Raw genomic sequence first — 26,571 nt, 5'->3', positions numbered from 1 at the left:
ATGGGTGAGATCGACCTTGACGCGCTGGCGCCCTGGCTGGGACGCACCGAGACTAAGGAAGATGTTCTGACGCACGGGCTGATCGACAAATTCCGCGCCACGCTCGGTCCGCATCTTTGGGATGGAGCGGGCGATGTCCCGCTGGGAATTCATTGGTGCCTTGCCCTTGATACCGTGCCAGCGACCGCCCTGTCAGAAGACGGCCATGCCGCGAGGGGTGGATTTCTGCCCCCTGTTCCGCTGCCCGCCCGCATGTGGGCTGGCGGCGATGTTACGCATATCGCGCCGCTGAAAATCGGCGAAACCATCACCCGACGCTCTTCGATCAGGGATATTGTGGCCAAGCAGGGCCGTAGTGGACCATTGGTCTTTGTGACCGTCGAACATGAGTATCTGAGTGGCAACCGGCTTTGTATCCGGGAGCAGCAAACGATCGTTTATCGTGAGATTTCCGCCCCCCGCACGGGCGAGAGCGCACCTGACGCGGGTGACCCCACCACGCTCAGATCGACCCTGACACCGGATCCTGTTCTGCTGTTTAGCTATTCGGCGCTGACGTTCAATGCCCATCGCATTCACTATGACCACATCTACGCCACCGAAACCGAAGCCTATTCCGGGCTTGTTGTCCATGGCCCCTTGCAAGCCACGCTACTTCTGAATCTGGCGGCGGATGCGTTGAAAACATCGCCTCACCGGTTTTCTTTTCGCGGACTCGCGCCACTCACCCTGCCCTGCGAATTGCAACTGCACAATGAAGAGACCGGCACCTCCGGGACAGTCTGGTGTCAGGATCAAAACGGTCTTCGAAGCTTTTCCGCAGAGTACGCGGCTGTCTGATCGTTTTTCTTCGGTAGCGAATTCAATTGTTGACCAAATTTTCTAACATCTGTTAGGAATGGCGGAGAAACTTGGTAAATAAACCAGGCAAACCTCTGAATTTAGAGGTGGGAGGAGGAACAATGCGAGGAAAACTCGTAACCAACGAAAAACCGTGCGGTCAGGCTATGCGCGCCTCCATGAGGTGTGGGGCAAAAGCACGGGCCGCAACATGACCACGAATAACGGGCACGTATCCTCACCGCTTGCGGTGCGTGGTGCAACTTTGAAATTTGGCGGTGTGACCGCGCTCGACGATGTGAGCATTTCTGTGGCCGACGATGAATTGCTTGCAATTATCGGACCGAACGGAGCCGGAAAAACATCACTTCTGAACGTGACTGCGGGCTTCTACCGTCCGCAGAAGGGCCGTGTCGAATTGTCCGGGCAGGACGTGACCGGCCTGCGTGTTGACCAGATCGCCCGGCGCGGTCTGGCGCGGACGTTTCAGGGCACCCATCTTTTTGCCGGGCAGACGGTGGTGGAAAACATTATGATCGGCCGCCACATGCTGATGAAATCGAATGTAGTCCAGGCCTTTTTCCAGTTCGGTCCCGTGATGCGCGAGGAATCGGAACATCGTGAAGCCGCAGAGGAGATCATCGATTTTCTCGAGATCGAGGCAATCCGCAACCGGCCCGTGGGCACGTTGGGGTATGGGTTGCGCAAGCGTGTCGATCTGGGCCGTGCATTGGCGCAGGAACCGTCGATCCTGCTGATGGATGAACCGATGGCCGGCATGAACTCGGAGGAAAAAGAAGACCTGGCGCGCTTCATTCTCGATGTGCGCGAGGCGCGCAAGATTCCGGTAGTTCTGGTGGAGCACGACATGGGCGTCGTGATGGACCTTGCCGACCGGATCGTGGTGCTGGATTTCGGGCGGGTCATCGCCGAAGGCACCCCGGAAGAAATCCAGAAGGACCCGGCTGTCATAAAGGCATATCTGGGGTAGCGGCATGGTCAAACAACGGACAGCAATGGTCTTTTCGGACCCAGCAGTGACACATAGCGAAACCCTGCCGCAGGTTTTGCTCGCGCGAGCGACATCCACACCGACCAACCTCGCCGAACGGCACAAGCGCCTGGGCATCTGGCGTGAATTCACCTGGGCCGATGTTCTTGACAGGGTTCGCGCCCTGGCTCTCGGGTTGGAGAACCTGGGCTTGTCGGCTGGCGAATCCGTCATGATGATTGGCGAAAACGAACCCGAACATTTCTGGGCTGAATACGCCGTCCAGTCGTTAGGCGGCAAAGTCCTGTCTGTCTATCCGGATCAAAACGCTGAAGAGATTCTGTATCTGGCCGAAGACTCGCAAACGCGGATTTTTCTGGCGCAGGATCAGGAGCAGGTCGATAAATGCATCGAGATTGCGGGCAAGTACTCGGGCGCCCTGGCGGTCGTTTACTGGGACGATTCCGGTCTGTGGGGCTATGATCATCCCCTGTTGCATTCGTTTGAAAGTGTGAGCGCGGCAGGGCGTCAGATCCACGCCAAGGAACCCGCCAGATTTGAAGAACACGTAAAACGTGGACGGGCGGACGATACCGCCTTGCTGTCCTATACCTCGGGTACCACGGGAAAACCCAAGGGCGTTGTCATCAGCCATCGCTACCTGTTCGACAATTGCTCGCGGGTGATGGGGGCAATCGAAATCGCGCCGGGCACCGAATACCTGACCTACATTTCGCCGGCCTGGGTCACGGAACAGATTTTCGGCCTGTCGATCGGTTTGATCGCGCCCATGGTCGTCAATTTCCCCGAAGGCCCTGAAGACGTACTGACCAACATTCGCGAACTGGCGGTCGACGCACTGGTGTTCAGCCCGCGCCAGTGGGAAAATCTCGCCTCCATCGTTCAGGCCCGGATGCTGGGGGCGGGCAAAATCCGCAATGCGATGTACAACTGGGGCATGAAGGTCGGCCACGACGTTTATGTGGAACGGCTGGAGGGGCGTAGCCCCAGCCTTGCCGCACGCCTGCAGCTTCCCTTTGCCGAAGCTCTGGTGCTGCATCACCTGCGCGACAATCTTGGCCTTGGTAAGGCCAAAAACGCAATGAGCGGCGGCGCCCTGATGGCACCTGACGTCTTTCGTATGTTCCACGCGATGGGGGTTAAGCTGCGCAACGTGTATGGCGCGACCGAAATCGGCCTTCTGACCGCGCATGTCGGCGAAAGCTATCAGCTGGAAACCAGCGGCAGCTGGATGCAAAGCAACACGAACTACGGCGAACCGCTGGAATACAGGGTCTCGGACGAAGGGGAGCTTCAGGTGCGTGGCGGATCGGGCTTCGGTGGCTATCACGGCAAGCCCGAAAAGACCGCAGAGGAATTGACCGAAGACGGTTGGTACAAGACCGGTGACGCGGTGTCGATGACCGACGACGGCGAGCTTTTGTTCTTTGACCGTGTCAAGGATATGCGCCGCCTGGCAAATGGGCACAGCTATCCGCCGCAATTCATCGAAACGCGGTTGCGGTATAGCCCCTTCATCAAGGATCTCATGACCTTGGGCGACGAAACCCGGAGCTTCGTCAGCGCGCTTATCAATATCGATATGGAAGTTCTCGGGCGTTGGGCGGAAGAGAACAAGATCAGCTTTTCGACCTACACCGATCTCTCGCAGAAACCCGAAGTTCTGGACCTTATCAAAGGCGAAGTGGCGCGCATCAATGCGCTCCTGCCCGAAGGCTCGCGCGTGGCACGTTTTGCGAATTTTCCCAAGGAACTCGACCCGGATGAAGGCGAGTTGACCCGCAGCCGAAAGCTTCGCCGGGCCTTTCTGGAGGAACGGTATGCCAAGCTCGTCGAGGCGATCTATGCTGGCGATGACGAGACAGATCTCGAAATCGCTGTGACCTATCAGGACGGCCGTCAAGGCGTTCTCAAGACCACGGTTCGCGTGTCGGATGTTGAAAACGCATCGAAGGCTGCCAAGCGGCAGTCCAAATCTTAAAGGAGGTCGGCGACAATGGTCTATTTCATCAATGACATCATTACCGGGGCTTTGATCGGCCTTCTGTATTCGCTGGTGGCCATGGGCTTTGTTGTGATTTACCGCGCCAGCAAGGTGTTCAACTTCGCGCAGGGCGAGCTTGTGATCATCGGCGGGTTCATCGTCTGGTTCACAACGATGCAAGCGGGGCTTAGCCTTTGGTTGTCGATACCCCTTTCGCTGGTTCTGGCCGGGCTGGTCGGGTACGCAATCGAACGGATTTTCCTGACAAAGCTGATCGGTGAATCGGTTTTCTCGATGGTCATGGTCACCGTCGGCCTTTTGATCCTGCTGCGCGGTTTGGTGCTGCTTGTGTTCGGTCCCGCGGTAAGACCCTTCCCGATCATTTTTCCGCTGAAACCCTTGTTCCTCGGCGATATGTTGATCCCGATGAACCTCCTGATAGGTGGGATCATCACCATTGTCGCGGCCGTCGGCCTGTCGTGGTTCTTCAACCGGACCCGGTCCGGCCTCCGTATGACCGCTGTGGCGGAGGACCACGTCGTAGCTTCCTCGATGGGCATTTCGGTGAAAGGCTCGATTGCCGTTGCCTGGGTTCTCGGGGCAATCCTGTCCACAATTGGTGCGATGATCTTTCTCAGCGGCAAATCGCTGACCTTCCTGGCCTCGGATATCGGGTTCGCGGCCCTGCCGGTGGCGCTCTTTGCCGGGCTGGAATCCATCGGCGGGCTTATCTTGGCAGGAATAATCATCGGCATCGCGCAGAGCTTGACCACCAACTACCTTGATCCGTTGATCGGTGGCTCGCTCGGCAGTGTCGTTCCATATATCATAATGCTTGCCATTCTGCTGATCCGGCCGACCGGCCTGTTCGGCTGGCGCACAATCGAACGGGTGTAATCCATGGATCCTTCTGGCGTATTCCCGACAAGCTATCGCAGTGACAGACGTTTGATCCGAACGCGCTGGCAGTTTCTGGCCCTCGTCGTATTCATGGCTCTACTGCTGTTGGCGCCTTACCTGGTGAGCAGCCGTATCATCGCTATCCTGAATATGATGATGATCAGCGCCGTCATCGCCGTCGGGCTTCAGATCTGCACCGGCTATGCGGGCCAGATCAACCTGGGTCAGGCGGCGTTCATGGGGGTCGGCGCCTATACGGCCTCGATACTGGCCTCGAAGACCGGCCTTACGTTTCTGCTGACCATTCCTCTGGCCGGGCTCTCGGCTGCGCTGTTCGGCTTTCTCTTTGGCTTGACCGCGGCGCGGATCAAGGGGTTCTATCTGGCACTGACCACGATTGCAGCTCAGTTCCTGTTCCACTTTGCCGTATTGAACCTGCCGTCAACCTGGCTGGGTGGGTCGAACGGTATCACCGTGCCCCCGGCCGAGCTTTTCGGGCTGCGATTTGTCAGCGAATCTTCGCAGTTCTATCTGAATTTCGCCGTGACCGCGATCATGGTGGCGGGCGCGTTCGGGATCGTTCGGTCACGCTTCGGCCGTGCCTTCGTGGCGGTCAGGGATGATGACGTGGCCGCGGGTATAATGGGGATCAATGTCGCGGCCACAAAGGCAAATGCCTTCCTGATCGGCGCTTTCTATGCGGGCGTCGGCGGGGCGCTTTGGGCCTATCTGATCCGCTTCGTGGGGGTAGACCAGTTCACCCTGTTTCACTCGATCTTCTTCGTCGCGATGATCATCGTCGGCGGGATGGGTTCAATCGTGGGGGCCCTGATCGGCGTCTTCATTATCCGCATCATCCAGGAAATTATCGCGACGGTCGGCCCCAATATCGCCGACTCGGTATCATTCCTTGGCGGTGACATCGTGTTCGCTGGCATGAATGTCGTTCTTGGCGGCGTGATCGCATTGTTTATGATCCTCGAACCCAAGGGGCTGATGCACCGCTGGAACATCCTGAAGTCGTCATACCGTATCTGGCCGTTTCCTTACTGAGAAATAGAGCGGCTCTAAACCTGGGAGGAAGAATATGACTTACCAATCGAATCGAGGTCTTCGCGGCTTACTGGCAGCGGCTGCCTTGGCGGCCGCGGCGACCATGCCTTTGAAGGCGCAGGCCGAAGAGACCTATAATCTCGCCCTGCTGTCGGACTTTTCCGGCCCTTATGCTGACATCATGCCCATCCTGGCAGGCGGACGCGAAGCTGTGTTCACCTGGTGGAATGAAACCCGCGGCAAGGAACTTGGCGTCACGCTGAACTACAAAAACTACGAAACCCGCTATGACGCGGCACAGGTGGCAAGTCTCTGGCCCGGGATCAAATCGGAACTGGACCCGATTGCGGTTGTCGGCCTCGGCGGGCCTGACGTCGCGGCCCTTTCCGAACGCCTGCCGGAAGACAAAATCCCGATGTTCATGGCCACAGCGGCCTACGGTTTTGCCTGGCAACCGGATGCCTGGATTTTCAACCCACGCCCGACCTATTCGCACGAAAGTGTCGGCTTTCTGAACTGGATGCGTGAACAGCGCGGAGGAGACGAACCGCTCAAGGTTGCGATCCTCGCCTCCGAAGCATCGCCTGCCTATGTCGACATGGCAAAGGGCCTTGAACTCTATGCCGAAGAGCACCCCGAGGAGATCGACCTCGTCGAGGTCATCTATACCGAAGTTCAACCCACCGATCTGACGGGGCAAATGCGCCGCGTTGTACGAGCCGGGGCCGAGGCGCTGGTAATCCAAACTAACACCTCTATCGTGGTTGCCGCGAAACGTGGGCTGCAGGCCAACGGGGCGAACATCCCGATCATGATGAGTTCGCATAACGGGCTTCCAGCCTCGGGTGGCGCGCTTGGCGGGCTTGAGCAAATGGAGGGGGACTTTGAAGCCTACGGCATGGCGATTGCGGCCGATGAGGACACTCCCGCGCGACAATTCTACGAGACATTGGTTGCCGATTACGGACTCGAAGCACCTTGGAACGTCGTGACCGCAATGGGCGTATCTCAGGGTCTCTATACCGTGACCGTGATCGATCACGCGATCGAGGCGAACGGCGCCGAGGGCCTGACCGGAGAGATGGTACGTGAGGCGCTTTTTGCCAAACCGATCACCACCGAAGAAACCCATGGGTTCCTGCCGACCTTGTCCTTTACGCCAGAAGCACCGTTCCCATTGGAAGGCCTCAAAGTGAATGTGGGCACCGTCAAAGATGGGAAAATCACCATCGCGGCAACGGGTGTCGACGTTCCGCAAGTTGAGAAATGGTGAATTAATCCGGGCGCCGCAGTCGCGGCGCCCGTTCTGATCCTTAGCCCCGGGCAATATGACCATGCTGGAACTCAACAACGTAGAGGTGACATATTCCGACGTCATCCTGGCGCTCAAAGGCGTGTCCATGACAGTCCGTGCGGGACAATGTGTTGCTCTGCTCGGTGGCAATGGCGCAGGAAAAAGCACGACGCTTAAAGCCATCTCGGGAACGCTCAAATCCGAGGATGGAACCGTTTCGGCGGGGTCCATCGTTCTGGACGGAACTCCCATTCAGAACATGGAAGCCTCGGAAGTCGTGAAGAACGGTCTCATCCATGTGATGGAAGGGCGGCGCGTTTTGCGGCATCTGACGTCAGAGCAAAACCTGATCGTCGGCGGGCACATGGTGCCCAACTCCGCCGAGCTGAAAAAGCGCCTGGACCATGTTTACACCTTGATGCCCCGGCTTGCGGACCTGCGCAACCGCACCTCTGGCTTCATGTCTGGTGGCGAACAACAACTGCTGCTGATCGGCCGGGCCATGATGGCCAGCCCCAAGATCATCGCGATCGACGAACCGTCGTTGGGATTGGCCCCGATGATGATCCGGGATGTTTATGAAGTGCTCAAGCAGCTCAAGTCAGAAGGCACGACCTTCTTCCTGGTCGAACAAAACAGCGCCGCGGCGCTATCGATCGCCGACTATGCCTATGTGATGGAGAACGGCCGGATCGTGATGGACGGCCCTGCCGACAAGCTTGCTGACAACGAGGACATCAAGGAATTCTATCTCGGCGTCACCGCATCGGGCGAGCGCAAAAGCTATCGAGATATCAAACACTATCGCCGCCGGAAGAGATGGCTGGGATAGAAAGGAACGAAGATGAGTAACCTGCTTTCCATCAAAGGTCGTACCGCATTTGTAACCGGAGCGGGGCAAGGCGTTGGTCGGCAAGCCGCGCTTTATCTGGCGGAACACGGAGCCGGTGCCATCGTTGTCAACGATTTTCACGCCGAACGGGCCGAAAGCGTTGCCGCGGAAGTGGAGGCAGCGGGTGCAAAGGCTCTGCCACTCGCCTTCGACGTCTCGGATTTCGACGCGGTTGGCGCGGCGTTTGCCGAAACGCAGACCACATTTGGCGGCGTGGATATTCTGGTCAACAATGCGGGCAACGCCGGGCCGACATCGCGGCTCGACGATCTGGTCCCTTTTTGGGAATCCGATCCCGACGAATGGCGCCGCTGGATGGCCACCAATTTCGATGGGGTGCTGAACTGCACCCGTCACGCCATGCCGTTGATGGTTAACAGTGGCTATGGGCGCATTGTGACCGTCATTTCCGACGCCGGCCGTGTCGGTGAACCGCATCTGGCGGTTTATTCCGGGGCCAAGGCCGGTGCGGCCGGCTTCATGCGGGCAATTGCAAAGGCCGGCGGCCGGTTCGGGATCACCGCGAATTGCGTCGCCTTGGGGGGCACAAGAACTCCGGCTGTCGCCGACCTGATCCCGGATGCAGAGACCGAGAAGCGGGCATTGTCGCAGTACGTGATCCGCCGTCTGGGCGAGCCGGAAGACCCCGCCGGAATGATCCTGTTCCTCTGCTCGGATGCTGCCAGCTGGATCACCGGTCAAACCTATCCGGTGAATGGCGGGTATTCTTTTGCCTGCTAGAGCCGCCATCGGACGGCTGCCGCCTCTAGTTGGAGCTGTCCGAAAAAACGCTGTCATTATCTGCCCCGAGCTCGGGGGGCAGATCCGGTATCGCGGTTTCGAAACCATCGAATTTCAACGGCTGGACAATAAAAGTCTCGGCCTTGCCGCCGTCATGCGTAATCTTGCGCAGCAGCTGGCGCGCACGCACATGGGGGTCGTCCAACGTTTCGACCAGGGAATTGACCGGACCCCATGGCACCCCCGCCTTATCCAGAAGGTCGCCCCATTCGGCGCGCGTCTTGTTGACCAAAATCGCCGCGATTTCTTCGCGCAGCGCGGCCTTGCGGGCGACACGGTCGCGGCCTGTCAACGGCGCAAGATCCGCCCTGTTGATCACATCGCAGAACGGTTTCCAGAACCAGTCCTCATGCGCGATGGACAAGGTCAAGAGCTTGCCGTCTTTGCAGGTGAACACGCCATAGCCCGGCTCGGCGATAAATTCGCCCAGCGGTGTTCCATTGGCGGCGGGAACGAGGAATGCGGTCAACATCGAAACCACCGCATCCGACATGGACACGTCCACGTAACGCCCCTGCCCTGTGCGCTGGCTCGACACCACCGCCGACAGGATTGCGATCGCCGCGAACAACGCCGCGCCAACATCCGCAAGGGGGATCGGCGGCACAGGGCCGGGCTGCTTTGCATCGGCCTGATCGGCCAGCAAACCGCCAACCCCTTCATAGCTCAGGTCATGGCCAGCCCTGTCACGATAGGGGCCGTCCTGCCCGTAACCCGAAATCGATACATAAACCAGCCGCGAGTTGACACGACGCATGTCCTCGAAACCGGCACCCAAGGCCGCAAGCTTGCCAGGGCGGAACCCTTCGACGATGACATCCGATTCCTTGGCCAGTTCGCGAAACCGTGCCAGCCCCTCGGCCGATTTCAGATCCAACGCAACGCTGCGCTTGCCTCGGTTCAGTGCCCGGAACAAGGGCGGAAATTGCCGGGCCGGATCGCCGACACCCGGTCGTTCGATCATGATCACCTCGGCTCCCATGTCGGACAACAGCATTGTGGCATAGGGACCGGGAAACTGTTCGGCAAGGCTGAGAATTTTCAGGCCGGCCAGGGGTGTAGTGCTCATATCAATCTCCAGCTCTTTTGTTTTCCACGTGCGGGTCCGCCCGAGTGCAGCGCAAATCGCCGCAAAAGACAAGGCGAAAAACCAATAATATGTATAATTATCAGGAGCTTAGCATGAGTGAAGCAAAGCAGACGCTATTCGTTGAGCGGGTCGAAAAAACTGAATGGATTACCTTCCAGCGCACCGAACAGCTCAACGCAATGTCAACGCAGATGCTGCGCGAGATGGCGGCAGCACTGGAATCGGCGCTGGCCGACGATGGGGTGCGTACAATTGTCCTGACCGGCTCTGGCCGGGCATTCTGCGCCGGTGCCGATCTGAAAGAAGTTGCTGGCGCCAAACATGCACCAGGCGAGCCGGATCTTCTGGATCTTGTCGATCACACGTTTGGGCTGATGCGACATGGCCCGAAACCGGTGATCGCCGCAGTGAACGGGCTGGCGATGGCGGGCGGTTTGGAAATGGTGATGGCCTGCGATCTGGTCTTTGCCGCCGAAAGCGCGCAACTGGGCGACGCACATTCCAACTTTGGCGTCTTTCCCGGGGCCGGCGGTGCGGCGATCCTGCCGCGTAGGATTGGCCTGAACCGCGCGAAATACCTGCTGTTCTCGGGCGAGAACGTTTCGGCACGGGACATGATGGACTGGGGACTGGTGAACAAGGTCGTCGCGGACGAAGACCTGCGACAAGCGGTGCAGGCCTTTACCGACAGGCTGGCAGAAAAAAGCCCGGCGGTCTTACGCCGCATGAAGACGGTTGCCAATCGGTCGCTGGACGTGGACGAAACCGCCGCGCTTTCCGAAGAGATGCTGAACCTGCGCGCGCACATGCGATCCTGGGACATGCACGAGGGTCTGTCGGCGTTCAATGAAAAACGAAAACCGCAGTTTCGCGGATACTAGGTCAGGAGGACAAACGATGCAGGACATTTACATCGTTGGCGTCGGGATGACGCCGTTCGGAAAGTTCCGGGACAAAACCATCAAGGACATGACCGGCGAGGCCGTCGCCGCCGCGCTTTCCGATGCCCGAGTGACGGCAGATCGTATCGACGGCGCATTCTTCTCGAACGCGGTGCAGGGCCACATGGAGGGCCAGCACATGATCCGCGGCGAAATCGCGCTGCGTGAAATGGGCATTCAGGGCATTCCGGTGGTGAATGTCGAAAACGCCTGCGCCAGCGCCTCGACCGGGTTCAAACTGGCAGTCGATTTCCTCAAGGCCGGCAATGGCGACTGCTGTCTCGCCGTGGGCGCCGAAAAGATGTATTCTGACGACCGTGCGTTGATGTTTTCGGCCTTCGACAGCGGCTGGGACGTCAGCAACAGCGAAGAGGTCGCGCAACGGCTGGCCGATCTGGGTGCAGGGGTCGAGGAACCCGAAGGATCGAAATCGCCCAAGCCCTACAGCGTGTTCATGGATGTCTACGCAGGCTTCGCCCGGCTGCACATGAAGACCTTTGGCACAACTCAGGAACAGTTCGCCGCCGTCGCCGCCAAGAACCATGCGCATTCCGTGCATAATCCACTGGCGCAATACCGAGAAGCCATGAGCGTCGATCAGGTATTGGCCGCGCCGCCGATCACCTATCCGCTGACCCTGCCGATGTGCGCCCCGATCTCGGACGGGGCCGCTGCGGCCGTTTTATGCACCGGCGAGGGGATAAAACGTCTGGGCCTAGATCCCGCGCGCGCGATCAAGGTCAAGGCCGCGATCCTGCGCTCGGGCACCGATCGTCCGCCGGAAGATTACAAGAACCACCTGACCCGGCTTGCCGCGCTTGAGGCCTATGAACAGGCCGGGATCGGCCCCGAGGATATATCGGTGGCCGAAGTGCATGACGCCACGGCCGTGGGCGAAGTGATCCAGATCGAGAACCTCGGATTTGTCGAATTCGGCGAGGGCGGTCCCGCCAGTCTGCGCGGCGAGACAAAGATCGGCGGACGCATTCCGGTGAACCCCTCGGGCGGGTTGGAATCCAAGGGCCACCCGGTCGGTGCCACAGGGATAGGGCAGGTTTTCGAACTGGTCACGCAACTGCGCGGCGAAGCTGGCGCGCGCCAGGTCGAAGGGGCAAAGAATGCCATCGCCGAAAACGGCGGGGGGTTGCACGGGGTAGAAGAAGCGGCCGCCTGCGTCATCATTCTGGGCCGTTGAAACAAGGAGACGAACCATGGAAAACGTGATCGCCGCCGCTCAGGCAATCTATACAGATGAGCAACGCATGTTGCTGGAAAACTTCCGCAAGATGGCCGAGGCAGAGTTCGCGCCGCTGGCCGAGAAATACGAGAACCTCGGCCACCCCCCCGATGCGAAAACCCTGAAGTCCCTGTTCGCCAAGGTCGAGGAATTCGGGCTGATCAGCGGCCTGATCCCCGAAGAGGAAGGCGGTGCCGGAATCGACCGCATGACCTATGGCATCCTATACGAGGAACTGGCCCGGATATGGGCCGATCTGGCAATCGCGGTGCTGATTCAGGGTCATGCCGTGTTCGCGGTCAACCTCTTGGGAAATGTGGCGCAGAAAGAGGCCTATCTGAAGCCGCTCCTGCGCAGCGAACGGATCTGTGCCACCTGTATTTCCGAACCAGAGGTCGGTTCGAACGTACGCGAGGTCAAGACACGTGCGGACCGAGAGGGCGATAAGATTTTCGTCACTGGCCAGAAGCTCTGGATTTCCAATGGGGCCCAGTCGGATTTCGCCATCGTTGTCTGCAATCTGGACGACGGTATTTCCATGGTCATCGTCGACCGCGACACCGGCAACTATGAGAGCCGCGAATTGCGCAAGATGGGACTTGTCGGTGCATCGACCTGTGAATTGTTTTTCGACCGGGCGGAAACCACCGCCGAGCATGTTCTGGGTAATGCAGGCGGCGGCCTGTTCCAGACGTTGAAACTGTTTGAGAGCGCGCGTGTGTTTGTTGGCCTGACCAGCATCGGCATTGGTCAGGCGGCATTGGAATGTGCGGTCAAATATGCCCAGGAACGCGAGCAGCATGGCAAGCCGATTGGCGGGCACCAGTTGATTCAAGGCTACCTGGCCGACATGGCCACGCACCTGGATGCCGCGCGCCTGTTGTGCCAGCGCGGGCTGCAACTTCTGGACCTGGGCGTGCGCTGTGACACCCAGACCTCGATGGCGAAATGGTATGCAACCGAAATGGCCGTCGAAATCGCCGGCAAAGCGGTGCAGATCCACGGCGGCAACGGCATCACCAAAGAGTTCGACGTTGAACGGCACTTCCGCAATGCAAAGGTCATGCCGATTCCCGATGGCACCACCGAAATCCAAAAACTGGTCATCGGGCGCAACCTGACCGGGCTTAACGCGTTCTGAAATCGTGACTCTAAGAATTGCGGCCGGGGATTCCCGGTCGCCTTATCGTAGGCCCCCGGTCCGGGGGGGGCGGCCAACGGATCATGCCCCAACCGGCGCTGCGGGACGCGTTTGATCAATGCCTGTCCCGCGTCAGTGGCAAAAAACTCACGGTTCAGGTCGGTTTCGATATAACCGGGGCAGATGGCATTCACCCGGATGCCATGCCGCGCCCATTCAAGCGCCAGAGACCGGGTCAGTTGAATCAGCCCTTCCTTAGACGCGGCATAGGCGGACACATGGCTGGCCACCCGTGTGCCCAGAAACGAGGCGACATTGACGATACAGCCCCCGCGTCCGGCATCAATCATCGCTTTGGCGGCGATACGTGCGACATGAAATGCGCCCTTGAGATTTGTGTCTATGATCGCGTCGATTTCGGCCGGCCCGTGTTCCAATGCGGGAAGAGATGCCGTCGTTCCGGCATTGTTGATGACAGTGTCAAAGACCCGTCCCTTCAGCGCGGCTTCCACCGACTTCGGGTCCGCCACGTCCATCTCTATCACATCGGCCTGCCCCCCTTCCGCCGCTATCTTTGCGGAAAGCTCAGACAAGCGGGCGACGCGGCGGGCGGCCAATGTGACGTCGACATCCTGCCCCGCCAGCAGTTCGGCGAAATGCTCGCCCAATCCCGAAGATCTGGCGGACGACTATCAATTCATCCCGGGCCAGTACGTCACGCTGCGCCGTGCCGATGATATCGATGGTGTGCGGCGATGCTATTCGGTCAGCTCCGGCCGAGACGATGGCGAGTTGCGCGTTCTGGTCAAGCTGCTGGAAGGCGGAGCGTTTTCCTCTTTCGTTCATAGCGAACTGCCACCGGGCACCGAACTTGATGTCATGACGCCCGAAGGCACATTCGGATCAAAGATACGACAAGGCGGACCACGCACCTATCTCGCCCTGGCCCCGGGCAGTGGAACTACTCCAATCATTTCGATCATCCGCTCGGTGCTTGCCACCGAGGCCGGGGCCAACTTCATCCTTTTTTACGGCAGTCGAACGCTAAGTTCCATCATCTTCCGCGACGAATTGAACGATCTCAAGGATACCTATCCCGGACGGTTCTCTCTTTTTCATACACTGACGCGCGAAGGCACCGATTCCCCACTATTCTCGGGCCGGCTTGATGCGGAAAAGCTGCGCAAGTTCTCCGGTGCCCTGTTCGCTCCGGCAGAAATAGAAGATGCTTTTCTTTGCGGCCCCGCCGAGATGATTCAGGAACTCAAGACCGCGCTCCGCGACCTAGGCGTTGAAGAGAACCGTTTTCATGACGAGCTGTTCGCTCCCGCCGATGCTGACAATACCGCCACCGTCACGCTTGCGCCGCTTACGGCGGAAGCCGCCACTGGAGAAGGAGTTCAGGTCACGGCGATCCATGATGGCACCGCCCGCAGCTTTGTGATGACACCTGATCAGGAAAGCGTGGTCTCCGCCGCCGCAGCAGGTATCGAACTACCCTATTGCTGCAAGGGCGCAATGTGTTCCACCTGCCGCGCCAAAGTTATCGAAGGCGAGGCAGAGATGACGCTGAACTATGCTTTGGAGCCTTGGTAGTTGAAGGAGAACTTTGTCCTGACCTGCCAGGCCCGTCCGAAAACCAAAAAACTGACAGTCGATTTCGACCACGTTTGACCTGTGCCGCTTTCCGCGACACCCCACGGGCGCGCGGGGCCGGGATCCCCAAGACCTTCGCCAAGTTGAAAGTCTTGGGTCCACGAAAACCCGCGTGCCAGTGTCGGCTAAAAGGTCGGATTCAGGCAAAGCGCACAGAACCCGATCTCAGCGGTCTTTTTGGTTGACGATCAGTTCTGCATTTTCGGGTAGTTCCGAAACAATGTTCACCTCGTCAGCACGAATTCGTGCATGCAGTTTGAAGGTATCAGCGGCGGCTGCTTCTGCGGCGGAAGCGTCGGCACCGTCTTCCAGCACAAGCGAGAGGCGGATCATGTCGCGATCGTTCTCGCGCGTTACCACGGCCTGCGCGGCCTTTGCGCCCGGCGTGCCGATGACAACTTCTTCAACCACGCGCGGATAAACGAAAATCTCGCGCACTTTGACCGCTGCCCCGACCCGTCCCTGCAATGCTGAAATCCGGCTGACGGTGCCATCCGCGTTGCTTTCCAGGGCAAAGGCGCTGTCGCCGGTGCCGAACCGGATCATCGGCCAGGTGGCATCGCGCGCGGTCACGACAACCTCGCCAGGTTCGCCATGAGCGACCTGTTCGCCGCTGACCGGATCGCAGATCTGCACCACGCGGTCGGGATGAACCAGGTAGCCTTCGCCGCCATCCTCATAGGCGACAAGGCCCAGATCGGCGGTGGCATAGGCGGCCCAGGTGGACACGCCGTATTCGGCCTCGATCCGGCGGCGCTTGGCCATCCAGTCGCCCATCTCACCGCCGAGGAAGGCTGTCTTCACCTTCCATGCGTCGCGGCCATAGGTTTCGATCACCTTGTCCGCCAGCGTCAGGAAAAACGCGGTCGAAGCGCAGATCGAAGTCACGCCGGTTTCGGCGATGATCTGTGCCTGAAGCTCCGTATTGCCGACGCCTCCGGGGATCACCGTGGCGCCTGCGGCCTGTGCCGCTTCGTCGAACAAAAGCCCCGCGGGCACCAGATGATACATCCAGGTGTTCAGGATGATATCCCCCGGCCCCACGCCTGCCGCCTTGAACAGCCGGTCAAGGCCGTGGCCGCCACCGTCCGAAAGGGCCGGTTCGAAAATCGGGCCGGGGGACACGTAGATCCGCCCGACATCCTTCAGATCCGAGGCCAGGAACCCGCCAAAGGGCGGGTTCTCGCGCTGGATCTTCAGAAGCTCTTCTTTTTTCATCACTGGAAGACGCGAGAGGTCCGCCACCGATGTGACAGCTGCCGGATCGAATCCGGCAGCCGTAAATCGCGATTTCAGGCCAGGAGCTTTTTCGGCCGCAGCGGCATAGGCTTGAGCTATATCTTTGTAGATATCATCAGACATTTCCATGCCTCCTCGTCCAATCGGGCGTTAAAGCGGGCAGTCCTTACGGAAGTTCGGCGCGCGCTTCTCGCGGTGCGACAACACACCTTCCTTGACGTCCTCGCTCATGAAGCCAAGCATCTCCAGCGCGGTCGACGCATCAAAGATCGGCCCGGCCTGGCGCAGCCAGTTGTTCAGCGAATACTTGGTCCAGCGAATCGCGCTTTGCGAGCCGTTGGCCAGTTCGACGGCTGTATCCAGCGCGATCTGCTGCAGCTCGTCATCCTCGACGCACATTGATACCAGACCGATACGCTCGGCCTCTTCGCCCGACACCGGCTTGCAGGTCATCAGATAGTATTTCGCCTTGGCCATCGAGGTCAGCAGCGGCCAGATAATCGCCGCGACGTCACCGGCGGCAACACCAAGGCGGGGATGACCATCGACAATCTTGGCCTTCTTTCCGGCGATCGAGATGTCGGCCAGGATGGCAACCACAAGGCCTGCGCCGGCCGCAGGGCCATTGATCGCGGAAATGATCGGCTTGTTGCAGTTGATGATGTTATAGACGAGATCCTTGGCTTCTTTCCACGTCTTCATGATCTCGTGCGAATTGCCAATCATGTTTTCGATCAGGCTGAAATCACCCCCGGCGGAAAATGCCTTGCCCGCACCGGTCACGATGACCGAATTGATGTCTGGGTCACGGTCGATATCGATCCACATGTCCGTCATCTGAGTGTGGGTTTCGGCATCGACCGAGTTGAATGTCTCGGGCCGGTCGAACGTGATGCGCAGGACGCGATCCGCCGGGTAGTCAAATTTCAGTTTATCGTATTTTGCATAACGATCCGACATGGTTCTATTTCCTCCGTGGGGTATTGAGTCAGCCAGGCAGTCCCAGGACGGCCTTGGACAGGATGTTTCTTTGGATTTCGTTCGATCCACCGTAGATCGTGGTAGGTCTGGCCTTGTAGAAACTCGCCAGAACATCGACACTTACGTTGCCGACCTGAAGCGGCCCGATGGAGCCGCCATCGGGACCGGCTGCTTCGATCATCAGCTCGGTGATGCGCTGGAAGCATTCAGTCACCCAAATCTTCAGCATGGACACATCCGCACCGAGCGTCTCGCCACGTTTGAGCTGATCTGCAAAACGGGCATAAAGCGCGGCATGATCTTCCACATCCAGTGCCGCCTGGGCAAAGCGGTCACGGAACACCGGATCGTCAAACGCGCCACGGCCACGGGCAAAGCTTTCAAGCTGTCCCAGAGCGTTCTGGGCCAGACTTGGCGAACCGATGAAAATGCGTTCGAAGCTCAAGAGAGCCTTGGCCATCGTCCAACCCTTGTTCAGCTCGCCCACGAGGTTCTCGCGGGGCGTCCGTGCATTGTCAAAGAAGACCTCGCAAAACTCGGTCTCGCCCGACAGGGTCGTGATGGTGCGCACCTCGACTCCGGGTTGATCCATCGGAGCGAGCAGGAAACTGATGCCCTGCTGTTTCTTCGGCGCATCGGGATCGGAGCGCACCAGCATGAAAATATGCGTGGCGTCATGCGCCATCGTGGTCCAGATCTTCTGTCCGTTGATGACAAAGTCGTCGCCGTCAATCTCTGCGCGTGTGCGCAGGTTCGCCAGATCGGACCCGGCGCCGGGTTCCGAATAGCCCTGACACCAGATATCTTCGCAACTCAGGATACGCGGCAGCCAGTAATCTTTTTGTTCCTGGGTGCCGAATTTGATGATCAGCGGCCCGACCATCTGCACGCCCATGTCGCGGCCGCGATTGACGCCCCAGCGCTGCTGCTCTTCGTAAAAGATCAGCAACTTGGCGGCGTTCAGCCCCATACCGCCGAATTCAGCGGGCCAGGCTGGCGCGACCCAGCCCTTGGCGTGAAGCTTGCGGTGCCAATGTTCGATCTCGGCGAACTTCGGTCGGTGCGGCAGGTGACGCAGCTCCTCGGGATATTCCGCCTCGAAGAACTGGCGCACTTCTTTGCGGAACTCTGCATCGGTCATAGCGTTCCAGTCGGTCATTGTGCTGCCCCCTCTGCTTCGCGTGCCTCGAACCATATCCGCCTGTGATAGGCATCGTCGCCCAACCAGGCCGACAGCACCAGCGCCCGGTTCAGGTAGAGCCCGATATCGAACTCATCCGTGTACCCGACGGCCCCGTGCAGCTGGATGGCGTCGCGGGTGATTTTCTTGGCGGCCGTGACGGCGCGCGCTTTGGCGCGGCTGGCAATCGGGGCCCGAACCTTCGGATCGGTTTCGCTGTCCATCTGCGCAAGCGCCTCCCGCACTCCGGCCTGCGCGACCTCGCACATCACGTTGAGGTCGACGGCACGGTGCTGGATGACCTGGAATGATCCGATCGGCTTGTCGAACTGCTCCCGCGTCTTGATGTAGTCGAGCGTGATCTCGAAGGCGCGCTCGCTCAGGCCGACAAGCTCGGCCGCGGCAAGCGCCGTTGCATCGGCGACAGCCTCGGCCAGTGCAGTGAGAACCGCACCGCTGCTGGCCAATTCCGCGGCCGGAGTTCCCGAAAACGAAAGCTCGCCCAGAGAGCTGCCATCCGCCTGCGTCCGCTTGTCGATGACAAGCCCCTGCGCGTCTGCCTCAGCCAGAACCAGAACCGGACCATCATCCTGTTCGGCCACGACAAGGAACCCGTGCGAACCGATCGCACCGACGACCCAGGCCTTGCTACCGGTCAGCTTTCCGTCCGCGTATCGGCAGGTCGCATCGGCAGGCGCCCCGTCGGGGCCGCGTTCCTGCCAGGCAACCGCCAATGAAATTTCGCCGCCGATGAGCTGTGCCATCTTCGGATGATCCGGACAAAGGCGGCGCAGAAGGCCGAGGCTCAGACCGATCGTCGACACGACCGGTTCCGGGGCAATCACACGGCCGACTTCCTCGGCGATGACACCCCCGGCGGCTAGGCCCATGCCAAGCCCGCCCTGATCTTCGGGCACCGCCACGCCGAAAACACCGGCCTCGGCCAGTTCCCGGACCATCTCCGGATCGAAACCGCCCCCGGCATCACGGAGTTGTCGGGCTCTGTCACTTCCGCCCGCCCGTTCAAACAACGTGCGCACGCTCTCGCGCAACAGGCGAAGGTCTTCTTGTTCGCTGGAAAGGATATCAGTTTGTGTCATTTTGTTTTCGCTGGATCATCACGGGGGTGTCGGTCGAAAAAACGACCTCGCCCTCGGGGTTTCTGGCGCTGAGCGTATAGTGCAAAACACCTCTGTCGGGCTTGCTTTTTGACGGTGTGACCGAGTTGACCGTCAGTTCGACATCAAGGGGTTCGTTCGGGTGCACAGGCCGCAGCCAGCGCAAATTGTCAAAGCCCATGCCGCCGATATTGGCAACATCGACCATCATCTCGGTCATGACCGGCTTGAACACCTCAAGCATGGTCTGAAAGCCCGAGGCGATCAGGCTGCCATGTATGGCGGTTGCATAGTCTTCATCGGTGTGCAGCCGCTGCGGATCCCATTCCTTGGCAAAGGCCTTTATTGAATCCGCGCTCATCGGAGCGCTGCGAAAGCGATAGACTTGGCCCGGCGAGAAGTCTTCCAGATACCTCAAGAGGCACCCTCCTTTGCGAAACCGTCATCGTATCCGCTCGCATCCTTGGATATTCGGATGCGGTTGAATTCTTCCAGCTTCGGATAGGTTTGCTTGAACGCCACCAGGAACTCACCCATCGGCGCGTCGAAATAGAGACCACGGTCGTTCACATATTCCATGTGCCGGTGATTCTGTTCGTCGAACTCATGAAAGAGCGCGTCGTGATAGCCGTCGAAGACCAGGGGTTTGACCCCGAATCTTTCACACAGTTCCATGTTGAATGCAGGTGTCACCTTGTAGGCCTCATTCCCCAACCACAGCTGAACATAGCCGTGGTAGATAAAGAGATCGGTCCCCATCAACTCCTGCAACTTGGGTGTATTCAGGTGGTTGCGCACATCCGCGAACCCCAGAGCGGCAGGGATACCCACAGCACGCAAACAAGCCGCCAGAAGAATTGCCTTGGGAACGCAAAACGCCGCTTCCGCCCCAGCGATACGGCTGGCACGGTAAGAGTCCTCATCCAGCGCAAAACAATAGGGATCATAGCGAATATCGTCGCGCACCGCTTCGAACAGGCGGATCGCCTTATCTCGATTGGTTGCGCCCACAGGAAGATCACGCAAAGCCGATGTCACGAAACCCTGCACTTCCAAGCTATCGCTTTCCACAAAGCGCGATGGCATGACATAACGCTCAGCTTCAGTCGGCAGGTCATCGTCAGACTTGTCCATTGGACCCTCCTTTTTTCTAACAATTGTTAGATTACCGATTCAAAACCTGCCCGTCAACGGGATTTACTCTGTCTTTGGTTGGTCCAAGCCATAACGCGTATTGTCTTCGCCCAGAGTGGCTGCAACTCCGACCGAATTTCCGGAAGAACGGAACTCCGGGGCAATTGGCAGCGGCAAAGCGGGCGCGTCCCGGCCGGAGATTTTTACGGTCCGCCCGAACACGTCACGCGCTTTGAAATGCGGGCCACGCGCCGCCTCGGCGGGCGTCTTCACGACCGAACAGCAGCAATCTGCCGCAGCCAGCAAAGGCTCCCAATGGGTCGAGGGGTGTTCCCTCAGACGACGTGCAACCTCTGCGGCACAGGCATTTGGATCGGACCAGTCATCGCGAAGGGCCACCGGCAAACCAATGACATCGCAGAACGACTGCCAGAACTTTTCTTCCAACGCGCCGACGGCGATCTGACGCCCGTCCGCAGCCGTATAAAGCCGATAACGGGCCAGGCCACCCGTCAGACGGCTGCAACCGCTTTCGATGTTCTGCCCGGCAATCACACCTTCGGCATGGGCCCAATAGGCAAAGGCGAACGCCCCCTCGGCCATTGCGATATCCAGATGCGTCCCCTGCCCGCTTGCCTGCCGCGCAATCAGGGCCAGCAGGATATTCATCACCGCAGGATAGGTTCCGCCTCCGATATCGGCGACCAGCCCGAACGGGGCTGTTGGCTGGTCATCCGGTCCGCGACTGAGCGACAGGATACCCGCATCACCGACGTAGTTGAGATCGTGGCCGGCGGCGCTGGCCTTTGGTCCGGTCTGGCCATAGCCGGTGATCGAACAATAGATGAGACCGGGATTGATCTTTCGCAACGCTTCATAACCAAGCCCCAGCCGGTCCATCACGCCGGGACGAAACTGCTCTACCAGAACATCGGCCTTCTCGATCAAAGGGCGCAGACGTTCCACTGCGCCCCTTGACTTGAGGTCGATGGCCACCGATCGCTTGCCGTGGTTCAACACGGCAAATCCGATGCTCTCTCCGTCGATCCTGGGCTCGGTTTGGCGCGCGTCCTCGCCGACTCCGGGCCGTTCGAACTTGATCACTTCGGCGCCGGCCTCGGACAGCATGAGCGTCGCCATCGGACCGGGAAGAAGGGTGCTGAAATCCAGCACCAGGATATCCTTGAGAGGTTGAGCCATCTTCATTGCCTCAGGCGAAGCGCGCTGCGCCGTTGTTCAGAACAACCACGTCGCGTGCAGGAATAGACGCTCGAAACCGGACCTCGCCGTCCTCTTCCCAGATTTCGAACCGCACGGTTTCGCCGGGATAGACCGGAGCCGAGAACCGAACATCCAGACCGACAAGCCGGGCAGAATCATAGTCAAGCAACGTCTTTAGAATCGCCCGGGCCGCCAGCCCATAGGTCGCCAGACCATGCAGGATCGGGCGGTCGAACCCGACAGAACGGGCCACATCCGGGTCAGCGTGAAGCGGATTGAAATCACCGCTGAGACGATAAATAAGGGCTTGGCGGGGCAGGGTATCGATATCACATATGTGATCAGGCGCCCGGTCAGGTAGCACTGCGGGTGCCGGACCTGCCTGGTTCTCACCGCCGAACCCCCCATCACCGCGACAGAAAGCCGACATCGCCACGCGCGCCAGTTTTTCACCGCTGTCCGCGTCGATAATATCACGGCTTTGGTAAATGACGGCTCCCTTGCCCTCGCCCTTGTCGGCGATGAAGTCGATCTTGCTGCGGCCGACAATCCGGCCATGTGTCGGCAGCGGCTTGTAGATGTCGAGCCACTGTTCTCCGTGCAGCACTTTTTGCCAGTTTACGCCGGTCTTGGGATCGCGCAGCCAGAAGCCGGGATACCCCAAAATGACCGCCATCGAGGGAACTGCCTTGAGCCCGTCCTCATAGACATAGGCCAGCTCCTTTTTGTCGGTCGGATCCTCGCCGAACCCAAGGCCGAGTGCATACAGGATGGTATCCCGCTCGGTCAGCGTCTGTTCGATTTCCTCAAAGTCCCAGTTCGACAGTGCCTCGAAATCCAATGGCATTTACTTTCCTCCCTTAGTTGCCGTCAGAGCGTGTTTTGCGATCCAAGTATCGCCGTGACCTGGCTGGACAGCACACCGCCGTTGCCATGCGCCAGCGCCAGGTCGATATCCTTCGACTGAATGCCCGGCGCGTCGCCACGGATCTGACGAGCAGCCTCGATCACTGTGAAGATGCCGTACATCCCGGGGTGCACGCAGGACAGGCCGCCGCCATTCGTGTTCACCGGCAAGACGCCGCCAGGCGCGATGCGTCCGCCCTCGACAAAGGCCCCTCCCTCGCCCTTGGCGCAGAACCCAAGATCTTCGAGAAACAAAATCGTGTTGATGGTGAAGGCATCATAGAGCTCGACCGCCTGGATATCCGCAGGGGTCACTCCGGCCGCCGCAAAGGCGCGCGCGCCCGAGTCGCGGGCCGCGGTCACGGTGAAATCCTTCATCTGGGAAATCTGCCGGTGCGAGCTTGCCGTCGCACTGCCCAGCACATAGACAGGCACCTTGGGGAAATCCCGTGCGCGGTCCGCGCGGACCATCACGATCGCGCCACCGCCGTCGGTGACAAGACAACAGTCGCGCACGGTCAATGGATCGCCCACCATGCGCGCGCCCAACACGTCTTCTCGGGTCAGCGGGCCGCGCTCGAACGCTTCGGGGTTGTGTTGTGCCCATGCCCGCGCAGCAACGGCCACGTCGGCCAGCTGCTCTCGGGTGGTGCCATATTCATGCATGTGCCGGGCTGCGGCCATCGCATAGGCCGAGATCGGATAGCGCGGATTATATGGCGCCTCGTAGGCCGGCGGACGTGAAGCGGTCACGAGTCTGCCCGATGCGGTGCGCTGGTTGGAGCCATAGACGATAAGAGCGACATCACACAGACCGGCATCAAGCGCCATGGTCGCGGACGTCAGGTAGTTTACGAAGGACGAACCGCCCGACATCGTGCCATCAATGAAACGGGGCTGGATGCCCAGATACTCCGCCGCCATAAGCGCCGGCATGCTGTCTTCCATCATGGTGCAGAACAGCCCGTCGACGTCGGACAGTTTCAGCCCGGCATCGCCAAGCGCCGCAAGCGCAGATTGCGCCATGACATCATAGGCCGTCAGGCCATGGGCTTCTCCGAAACCGGCATGACCGGTTCCCACGATGGCGGATTTCCCCCGAAGTTCTGTGGTCATGACTTATACCTCCGACGGCTTGAAGAGCACGGCCGGAACACCCTCGGCCTCGCCCACGAAAGCGGTTACAGCCATGTCGATGGCGACCTCACCCGGTGCAATGTCTTCGACCCGGCTCATCATTCGAACGCCCTCTTGAAGCTCGACCATGCACACGTTGTAGTCGCCACCGCGGTTTTGGCTGCGGCGCACGACGGTTGTGGTGTAGACCCGTCCCTTGCCGGTGGCCTGCTTCCACGAAATCGCGGCGCCATGACAATGTGGACACAGGACTCGCGGGAAAAAGTGATAGGCCCCGCAGTCGTCGCACTTGGGCAGCAGGATCTCTCCCTCTGCCAGCGCGCGTTGGAAAAGCTGGTCTGGTCCTTTGGCATCCTGCATAGGCGTTCTCCTTCAAGCGACCCAGTCTTTGTTCAAGCGTATTGATAATCTTTCTAACAATTGTTAGATTTAGTCAACCTTTCAGGATCAATTGAGAGAAACTCATGTCAGGTTCAGACTTAGCCCCCCTTTCCGGCAAACTCGTCGTTGCGCTGGAACAGGCAGTCGCTGCGCCTTTTTGCTCCTCGCGGCTGGCCGACGCCGGCGCGCGCGTGATCAAGATCGAACGCAAGGGCGCAGGCGATTTCGCCCGCGCCTACGATACCGCCGCCAACGGTGAAAGCGCCTATTTCACATGGCTGAACCGAGGCAAAGAATCGGTCGCCTTGGACATTAAAGCCGACGAAGACCGTGAAATCCTGCTCAGGATGCTGGAAAACGCAGATGTGTTTATTCAGAACCTGCTGCCGGGCGCGCTGGCCAAGCTGGGGCTCGATTCCGCGAGTCTGCGAGAGAGCTTCCCGCGTCTAGTGACCTGCGACATCACCGGATATGGCGAAGACGGCCCGATGCGCAACGCCAAGGCCTATGACCTTCTGGTGCAATGCGAGAGCGGTCTGGCATCAGTGACCGGTACACCCGACGGACCAGGACGGGTGGGCGTGTCGGTCTGCGATATCGCCACCGGTATGACAGCCCATGCTGGAATCTGCGAAGCACTTGTCGGGCGTGATCGCACCGGCAAGGGCAGCGGCGTTTCCGTGGCAATGTTTGATGTGATGGCCGACTGGATGTCGGTTCCACTGCTGTATCACGATTACCTTGGCAAGCCGACACCTCGTGTCGGACTGAACCACACGGTCATTTGCCCGTACGGGGCCTATGAATGCAAGGACGGTCAGCTTGTCGTCATTACCGTGCAACACAACGGCGAATGGCAACGGTTCTGTGAACACATACTGGGCGATGCGGCTTTGGCAACCGACCCCCGGTTCCATGACAACACGTCGCGAATTGAAAACAAACCCGCGCTCGAAGTTCTCATCAAGGACGTGTTCGCCTCGCATGACCGCGCCGAGATGCTGAAGCGGCTTGACGCTGCGGGCATTGCCTCGGGCGCGGTGAACGACGTGGCGACCCTGTCCGGTCACCCCCAGCTTGACCGGTCCGTAATTCGCACGCCTTCCGGTGAAATCAACGTCCCGACCCCCCCGATCCGGCGCAGCCTCGGCGAAACGGCACTGGGCCCCTGCCCGGCCTTCGATGCGCAAGGCAAGGCCCTTCGCGCCGAGTTCGGCCGTTGTTCATAAAAAACGGTAGGCAACTAAGTGGACAATCAAATGACCGATGAGAACAATCCGGCGATCCTTCAAGACGTGAAGATCGTCGATCTGACTTCTGTAGTTTTCGGACCTTTGGCGACGCAGATGCTGGGCGATCTGGGGGCCGATGTGATCAAGGTGGAAGGCCCCGAGGGCGATCTTCTTCGCCAGGTCCAGCCATCGCGCAACAAGCTGATGGGGGCCGCTTTTCTGGGGACCAACCGTAACAAGCGCAGTGTCGTACTCGACCTCAAAACACAAACCGGTCTCGATCAGTTGCGCAAACTGCTCATCGATGCCGATGTGATGATTTCGAGCATCCGGCCTGCGGCGCTTGCCAGATTGTCTTTGGATCCCGAAACCCTGCGCCAGGAAAACCCGAACCTGATCACGGTATCCGCCACCGGTTTCGGACAGGACGGGCCCTATGCCGCCAAGCCAGCATTCGACGATTCCGTCCAGTCGGTGTCGGGATTGGCCAGCCTGGCAACCTTGCGCGACCCCGAGGCACCGCCCGCTTATGCCCCGACAATTCTGGCCGACAAGCTTGGCGGCGTGACCGCCGCCTATGCCGTGATGGGCGCCCTGTTCCACCGCGAGCGTACGGGACAGGCCCAGCATGTCGAAGTTCCGATGTTTGAGACGCTGGCCGCCTTCCTGCTGGCCGAACACATGGATGGCGCCACCTTCGAGGAGACTCCGCAGGATTTCGGCTATGCCCGCATGCTGGTTCCGCACCGGCGTCCGGTTCAGACCGCAGATGGCTACATCACCATTCTGCCCTACACCAACGTGCAATGGGCGCGGTTCTTTCAGGCGGTCGGGCGCGACGACATGATCGACCATGTCTGGGTCACTGACATGGATGCCCGAAGCCGCAACATCGGCGCAGTATACGATATGGTGGCGCAGATTGCGCTGACCCGGACCACAGATGAGTGGCTTGACCTCATGGAGCAGGCCGACATACCCGCCATGCCAGTGCGCAACCTGTCAGATTTGCCGAACGATCCCCATCTTGCCGCAACCGGGTTCTTTCAACGGATTGATCACCCGACCGAAGGTGCGATCTGGACGACACGCCCGCCGGCTCGCTTTTCGGCGACCCCTGCGCGACATGATCATCGCCCGGCCCCGCGACTTGGGGAACACAGCGACGAAATTCTGGGACCGGGCAGGGAATAGCCCCACC

The 26,571-nt window shown here is 59.5% G+C and carries 25 protein-coding genes and 1 pseudogene; 14 read left to right on the top strand and 12 right to left on the bottom strand.

The annotated features are described in order from the left end of the window. The 8 genes from SM764_RS16050 (at position 1) to SM764_RS16015 (ending at position 8,716) form a co-directional block, all read left to right on the top strand. On the top strand, positions 1-840 hold the full coding sequence (locus SM764_RS16050; protein ID WP_152467124.1) for an HTD2 family dehydratase: 840 nt from the start codon (positions 1-3) through the stop codon (positions 838-840). 211 nt (positions 841-1,051) lie between these two features. After that, positions 1,052-1,831, top strand: coding sequence for an ABC transporter ATP-binding protein (locus tag SM764_RS16045; RefSeq protein ID WP_028288584.1), 780 nt, complete (start codon positions 1,052-1,054; stop codon positions 1,829-1,831). A 46-nt stretch (positions 1,832-1,877) separates the two neighbouring features. Continuing rightward, positions 1,878-3,833, top strand: coding sequence for an AMP-binding protein (locus SM764_RS16040; RefSeq protein ID WP_233145719.1), 1,956 nt, complete (start codon positions 1,878-1,880; stop codon positions 3,831-3,833). 15 nt (positions 3,834-3,848) lie between these two features. Beyond that, positions 3,849-4,733, top strand: a complete 885-nt coding sequence (locus SM764_RS16035) for a branched-chain amino acid ABC transporter permease (protein ID WP_028288586.1) — start codon at positions 3,849-3,851, stop codon at positions 4,731-4,733. A gap of 3 nt (positions 4,734-4,736) precedes the next feature. Beyond that, entirely contained in the window at positions 4,737-5,789 is a 1,053-nt protein-coding gene (locus SM764_RS16030; protein ID WP_027264390.1) for a branched-chain amino acid ABC transporter permease, read from the top strand. A 34-nt stretch (positions 5,790-5,823) separates the two neighbouring features. Next, positions 5,824-7,062, top strand: a complete 1,239-nt coding sequence (locus SM764_RS16025; protein WP_051630972.1) for an ABC transporter substrate-binding protein — start codon at positions 5,824-5,826, stop codon at positions 7,060-7,062. 61 nt (positions 7,063-7,123) lie between these two features. Then, a complete protein-coding gene (locus tag SM764_RS16020) occupies positions 7,124-7,915 on the top strand; it encodes an ABC transporter ATP-binding protein (RefSeq protein ID WP_028288589.1) in 792 nt (263 codons plus the stop codon). Positions 7,916-7,927: 12 nt separating this feature from the next. Then, complete coding sequence (locus SM764_RS16015) at positions 7,928-8,716, top strand: SDR family NAD(P)-dependent oxidoreductase (protein ID WP_043753691.1); 789 nt, start codon at positions 7,928-7,930, stop codon at positions 8,714-8,716. 25 nt (positions 8,717-8,741) lie between these two features. On the opposite strand, the gene SM764_RS16010 is transcribed toward SM764_RS16015, so the two are convergent. Next, positions 8,742-9,845 (bottom strand): CaiB/BaiF CoA transferase family protein, encoded by a 1,104-nt coding sequence (locus SM764_RS16010; protein ID WP_232237125.1) that lies wholly within the window; start codon positions 9,843-9,845, stop codon positions 8,742-8,744. Positions 9,846-9,958: 113 nt separating this feature from the next. Between SM764_RS16010 and SM764_RS16005 the strand changes: the two genes are divergently transcribed. From SM764_RS16005 to SM764_RS15995, 3 genes are read left to right on the top strand one after another with little or no spacing between them, the layout of a single operon-like run. Beyond that, on the top strand, positions 9,959-10,747 hold the full coding sequence (locus SM764_RS16005; protein ID WP_152467123.1) for an enoyl-CoA hydratase/isomerase family protein: 789 nt from the start codon (positions 9,959-9,961) through the stop codon (positions 10,745-10,747). Positions 10,748-10,763: 16 nt separating this feature from the next. After that, positions 10,764-12,002, top strand: coding sequence for a thiolase family protein (locus SM764_RS16000; protein ID WP_152467122.1), 1,239 nt, complete (start codon positions 10,764-10,766; stop codon positions 12,000-12,002). Between the two features lie 16 nt (positions 12,003-12,018). Beyond that, a complete protein-coding gene (locus SM764_RS15995) occupies positions 12,019-13,185 on the top strand; it encodes an acyl-CoA dehydrogenase family protein (RefSeq protein WP_136340189.1) in 1,167 nt (388 codons plus the stop codon). A 146-nt stretch (positions 13,186-13,331) separates the two neighbouring features. Here SM764_RS15995 and SM764_RS15990 read toward each other — a convergent pair. Then, positions 13,332-13,853 (bottom strand): annotated as a pseudogene (locus SM764_RS15990) (SDR family NAD(P)-dependent oxidoreductase); the annotation flags it as partial. Here SM764_RS15990 and SM764_RS15985 point away from each other — a divergent pair. Continuing rightward, positions 13,804-14,781, top strand: a complete 978-nt coding sequence (locus SM764_RS15985; protein WP_168733229.1) for an FAD-binding oxidoreductase — start codon at positions 13,804-13,806, stop codon at positions 14,779-14,781. The pseudogene SM764_RS15990 and the gene SM764_RS15985 sit on opposite strands and share 50 nt — an antisense overlap. 225 nt (positions 14,782-15,006) lie before the next feature. Here SM764_RS15985 and SM764_RS15980 read toward each other — a convergent pair whose 3' ends face one another. From SM764_RS15980 to SM764_RS15935, 10 genes are all read right to left on the bottom strand, one after another. Further along, a complete protein-coding gene (locus SM764_RS15980; RefSeq protein ID WP_232237126.1) occupies positions 15,007-16,203 on the bottom strand; it encodes a phenylacetate--CoA ligase family protein in 1,197 nt (398 codons plus the stop codon). Positions 16,204-16,230: 27 nt separating this feature from the next. After that, positions 16,231-17,040 (bottom strand): enoyl-CoA hydratase/isomerase family protein, encoded by an 810-nt coding sequence (locus SM764_RS15975; protein ID WP_028095226.1) that lies wholly within the window; start codon positions 17,038-17,040, stop codon positions 16,231-16,233. A gap of 28 nt (positions 17,041-17,068) precedes the next feature. Continuing rightward, positions 17,069-18,220 (bottom strand): acyl-CoA dehydrogenase family protein, encoded by a 1,152-nt coding sequence (locus tag SM764_RS15970; RefSeq protein ID WP_152467119.1) that lies wholly within the window; start codon positions 18,218-18,220, stop codon positions 17,069-17,071. Further along, the gene (locus SM764_RS15965; RefSeq protein WP_136340185.1) at positions 18,217-19,341 is read right to left on the bottom strand and encodes an acyl-CoA dehydrogenase family protein; all 1,125 of its coding nucleotides are present in this window, start codon (positions 19,339-19,341) and stop codon (positions 18,217-18,219) included. Before SM764_RS15965 ends, SM764_RS15970 begins: the two co-directional genes overlap by 4 nt. Then, a complete protein-coding gene (locus tag SM764_RS15960) occupies positions 19,328-19,777 on the bottom strand; it encodes a MaoC family dehydratase (protein WP_136340184.1) in 450 nt (149 codons plus the stop codon). Before SM764_RS15960 ends, SM764_RS15965 begins: the two co-directional genes overlap by 14 nt. After that, positions 19,774-20,493 (bottom strand): transglutaminase-like domain-containing protein, encoded by a 720-nt coding sequence (locus SM764_RS15955; protein ID WP_152467118.1) that lies wholly within the window; start codon positions 20,491-20,493, stop codon positions 19,774-19,776. The genes SM764_RS15960 and SM764_RS15955 overlap by 4 nt, the downstream gene beginning before the upstream one ends. A 63-nt stretch (positions 20,494-20,556) precedes the next feature. Beyond that, positions 20,557-21,693, bottom strand: a complete 1,137-nt coding sequence (locus SM764_RS15950; protein ID WP_152467117.1) for a CaiB/BaiF CoA transferase family protein — start codon at positions 21,691-21,693, stop codon at positions 20,557-20,559. Positions 21,694-21,703: 10 nt separating this feature from the next. Further along, on the bottom strand, positions 21,704-22,561 hold the full coding sequence (locus tag SM764_RS15945; RefSeq protein ID WP_172975947.1) for a MaoC/PaaZ C-terminal domain-containing protein: 858 nt from the start codon (positions 22,559-22,561) through the stop codon (positions 21,704-21,706). Positions 22,562-22,584: 23 nt separating this feature from the next. After that, complete coding sequence (locus tag SM764_RS15940; protein ID WP_152467116.1) at positions 22,585-23,736, bottom strand: thiolase family protein; 1,152 nt, start codon at positions 23,734-23,736, stop codon at positions 22,585-22,587. 3 nt (positions 23,737-23,739) lie between these two features. Then, a complete protein-coding gene (locus SM764_RS15935) occupies positions 23,740-24,117 on the bottom strand; it encodes a Zn-ribbon domain-containing OB-fold protein (protein WP_152467115.1) in 378 nt (125 codons plus the stop codon). 104 nt (positions 24,118-24,221) lie between these two features. Between SM764_RS15935 and SM764_RS15930 the strand changes: the two genes are divergently transcribed. Both SM764_RS15930 and SM764_RS15925 read left to right on the top strand, forming a co-directional pair. Beyond that, positions 24,222-25,367, top strand: coding sequence for a CaiB/BaiF CoA transferase family protein (locus tag SM764_RS15930; protein ID WP_152467193.1), 1,146 nt, complete (start codon positions 24,222-24,224; stop codon positions 25,365-25,367). Between the two features lie 30 nt (positions 25,368-25,397). Beyond that, a complete protein-coding gene (locus SM764_RS15925; protein WP_152467192.1) occupies positions 25,398-26,564 on the top strand; it encodes a CaiB/BaiF CoA transferase family protein in 1,167 nt (388 codons plus the stop codon). The last annotated feature ends 7 nt before the right edge of the window (positions 26,565-26,571 follow it).

Source organism: Pseudophaeobacter sp. 1A16562 (assembly GCF_041008785.1).
In the GTDB taxonomy this organism is placed as follows: Bacteria; Pseudomonadota; Alphaproteobacteria; order Rhodobacterales; family Rhodobacteraceae; genus Phycobacter; species Phycobacter gallaeciensis_A.
The sequence above is the reverse complement of the archived record's forward strand: the minus strand, read 5'-3'. Positions and strand labels throughout refer to the sequence as shown.

Excerpts from the sequence above, each read along its gene's own strand:
- SM764_RS15975 (WP_028095226.1), bottom strand. The coding sequence starts at position 17,040 with ATGTCGGATCGTTATGCAAAATACGATAAACTGAAATTTGACTACCCG.
- SM764_RS15950 (WP_152467117.1), bottom strand. The coding sequence starts at position 21,693 with ATGGCTCAACCTCTCAAGGATATCCTGGTGCTGGATTTCAGCACCCTT.
- SM764_RS15980 (WP_232237126.1), bottom strand. The coding sequence starts at position 16,203 with ATGTCTGATGATATCTACAAAGATATAGCTCAAGCCTATGCCGCTGCG.
- SM764_RS16020 (WP_028288589.1), top strand. The coding sequence starts at position 7,124 with ATGCTGGAACTCAACAACGTAGAGGTGACATATTCCGACGTCATCCTG.
- SM764_RS16010 (WP_232237125.1), bottom strand. The coding sequence starts at position 9,845 with ATGAGCACTACACCCCTGGCCGGCCTGAAAATTCTCAGCCTTGCCGAA.
- SM764_RS16025 (WP_051630972.1), top strand. The coding sequence starts at position 5,824 with ATGACTTACCAATCGAATCGAGGTCTTCGCGGCTTACTGGCAGCGGCT.
- SM764_RS15925 (WP_152467192.1), top strand. The coding sequence starts at position 25,398 with ATGACCGATGAGAACAATCCGGCGATCCTTCAAGACGTGAAGATCGTC.
- SM764_RS16015 (WP_043753691.1), top strand. The coding sequence starts at position 7,928 with ATGAGTAACCTGCTTTCCATCAAAGGTCGTACCGCATTTGTAACCGGA.
- SM764_RS15955 (WP_152467118.1), bottom strand. The coding sequence starts at position 20,493 with ATGGACAAGTCTGACGATGACCTGCCGACTGAAGCTGAGCGTTATGTC.
- SM764_RS15970 (WP_152467119.1), bottom strand. The coding sequence starts at position 18,220 with ATGACCGACTGGAACGCTATGACCGATGCAGAGTTCCGCAAAGAAGTG.
- SM764_RS15935 (WP_152467115.1), bottom strand. The coding sequence starts at position 24,117 with ATGCAGGATGCCAAAGGACCAGACCAGCTTTTCCAACGCGCGCTGGCA.
- SM764_RS15995 (WP_136340189.1), top strand. The coding sequence starts at position 12,019 with ATGGAAAACGTGATCGCCGCCGCTCAGGCAATCTATACAGATGAGCAA.
- SM764_RS16045 (WP_028288584.1), top strand. The coding sequence starts at position 1,052 with ATGACCACGAATAACGGGCACGTATCCTCACCGCTTGCGGTGCGTGGT.
- SM764_RS16005 (WP_152467123.1), top strand. The coding sequence starts at position 9,959 with ATGAGTGAAGCAAAGCAGACGCTATTCGTTGAGCGGGTCGAAAAAACT.
- SM764_RS15940 (WP_152467116.1), bottom strand. The coding sequence starts at position 23,736 with ATGACCACAGAACTTCGGGGGAAATCCGCCATCGTGGGAACCGGTCAT.
- SM764_RS16030 (WP_027264390.1), top strand. The coding sequence starts at position 4,737 with ATGGATCCTTCTGGCGTATTCCCGACAAGCTATCGCAGTGACAGACGT.
- SM764_RS16035 (WP_028288586.1), top strand. The coding sequence starts at position 3,849 with ATGGTCTATTTCATCAATGACATCATTACCGGGGCTTTGATCGGCCTT.
- SM764_RS15945 (WP_172975947.1), bottom strand. The coding sequence starts at position 22,561 with ATGCCATTGGATTTCGAGGCACTGTCGAACTGGGACTTTGAGGAAATC.
- SM764_RS16000 (WP_152467122.1), top strand. The coding sequence starts at position 10,764 with ATGCAGGACATTTACATCGTTGGCGTCGGGATGACGCCGTTCGGAAAG.
- SM764_RS15930 (WP_152467193.1), top strand. The coding sequence starts at position 24,222 with ATGTCAGGTTCAGACTTAGCCCCCCTTTCCGGCAAACTCGTCGTTGCG.
- SM764_RS15965 (WP_136340185.1), bottom strand. The coding sequence starts at position 19,341 with ATGACACAAACTGATATCCTTTCCAGCGAACAAGAAGACCTTCGCCTG.
- SM764_RS16050 (WP_152467124.1), top strand. The coding sequence starts at position 1 with ATGGGTGAGATCGACCTTGACGCGCTGGCGCCCTGGCTGGGACGCACC.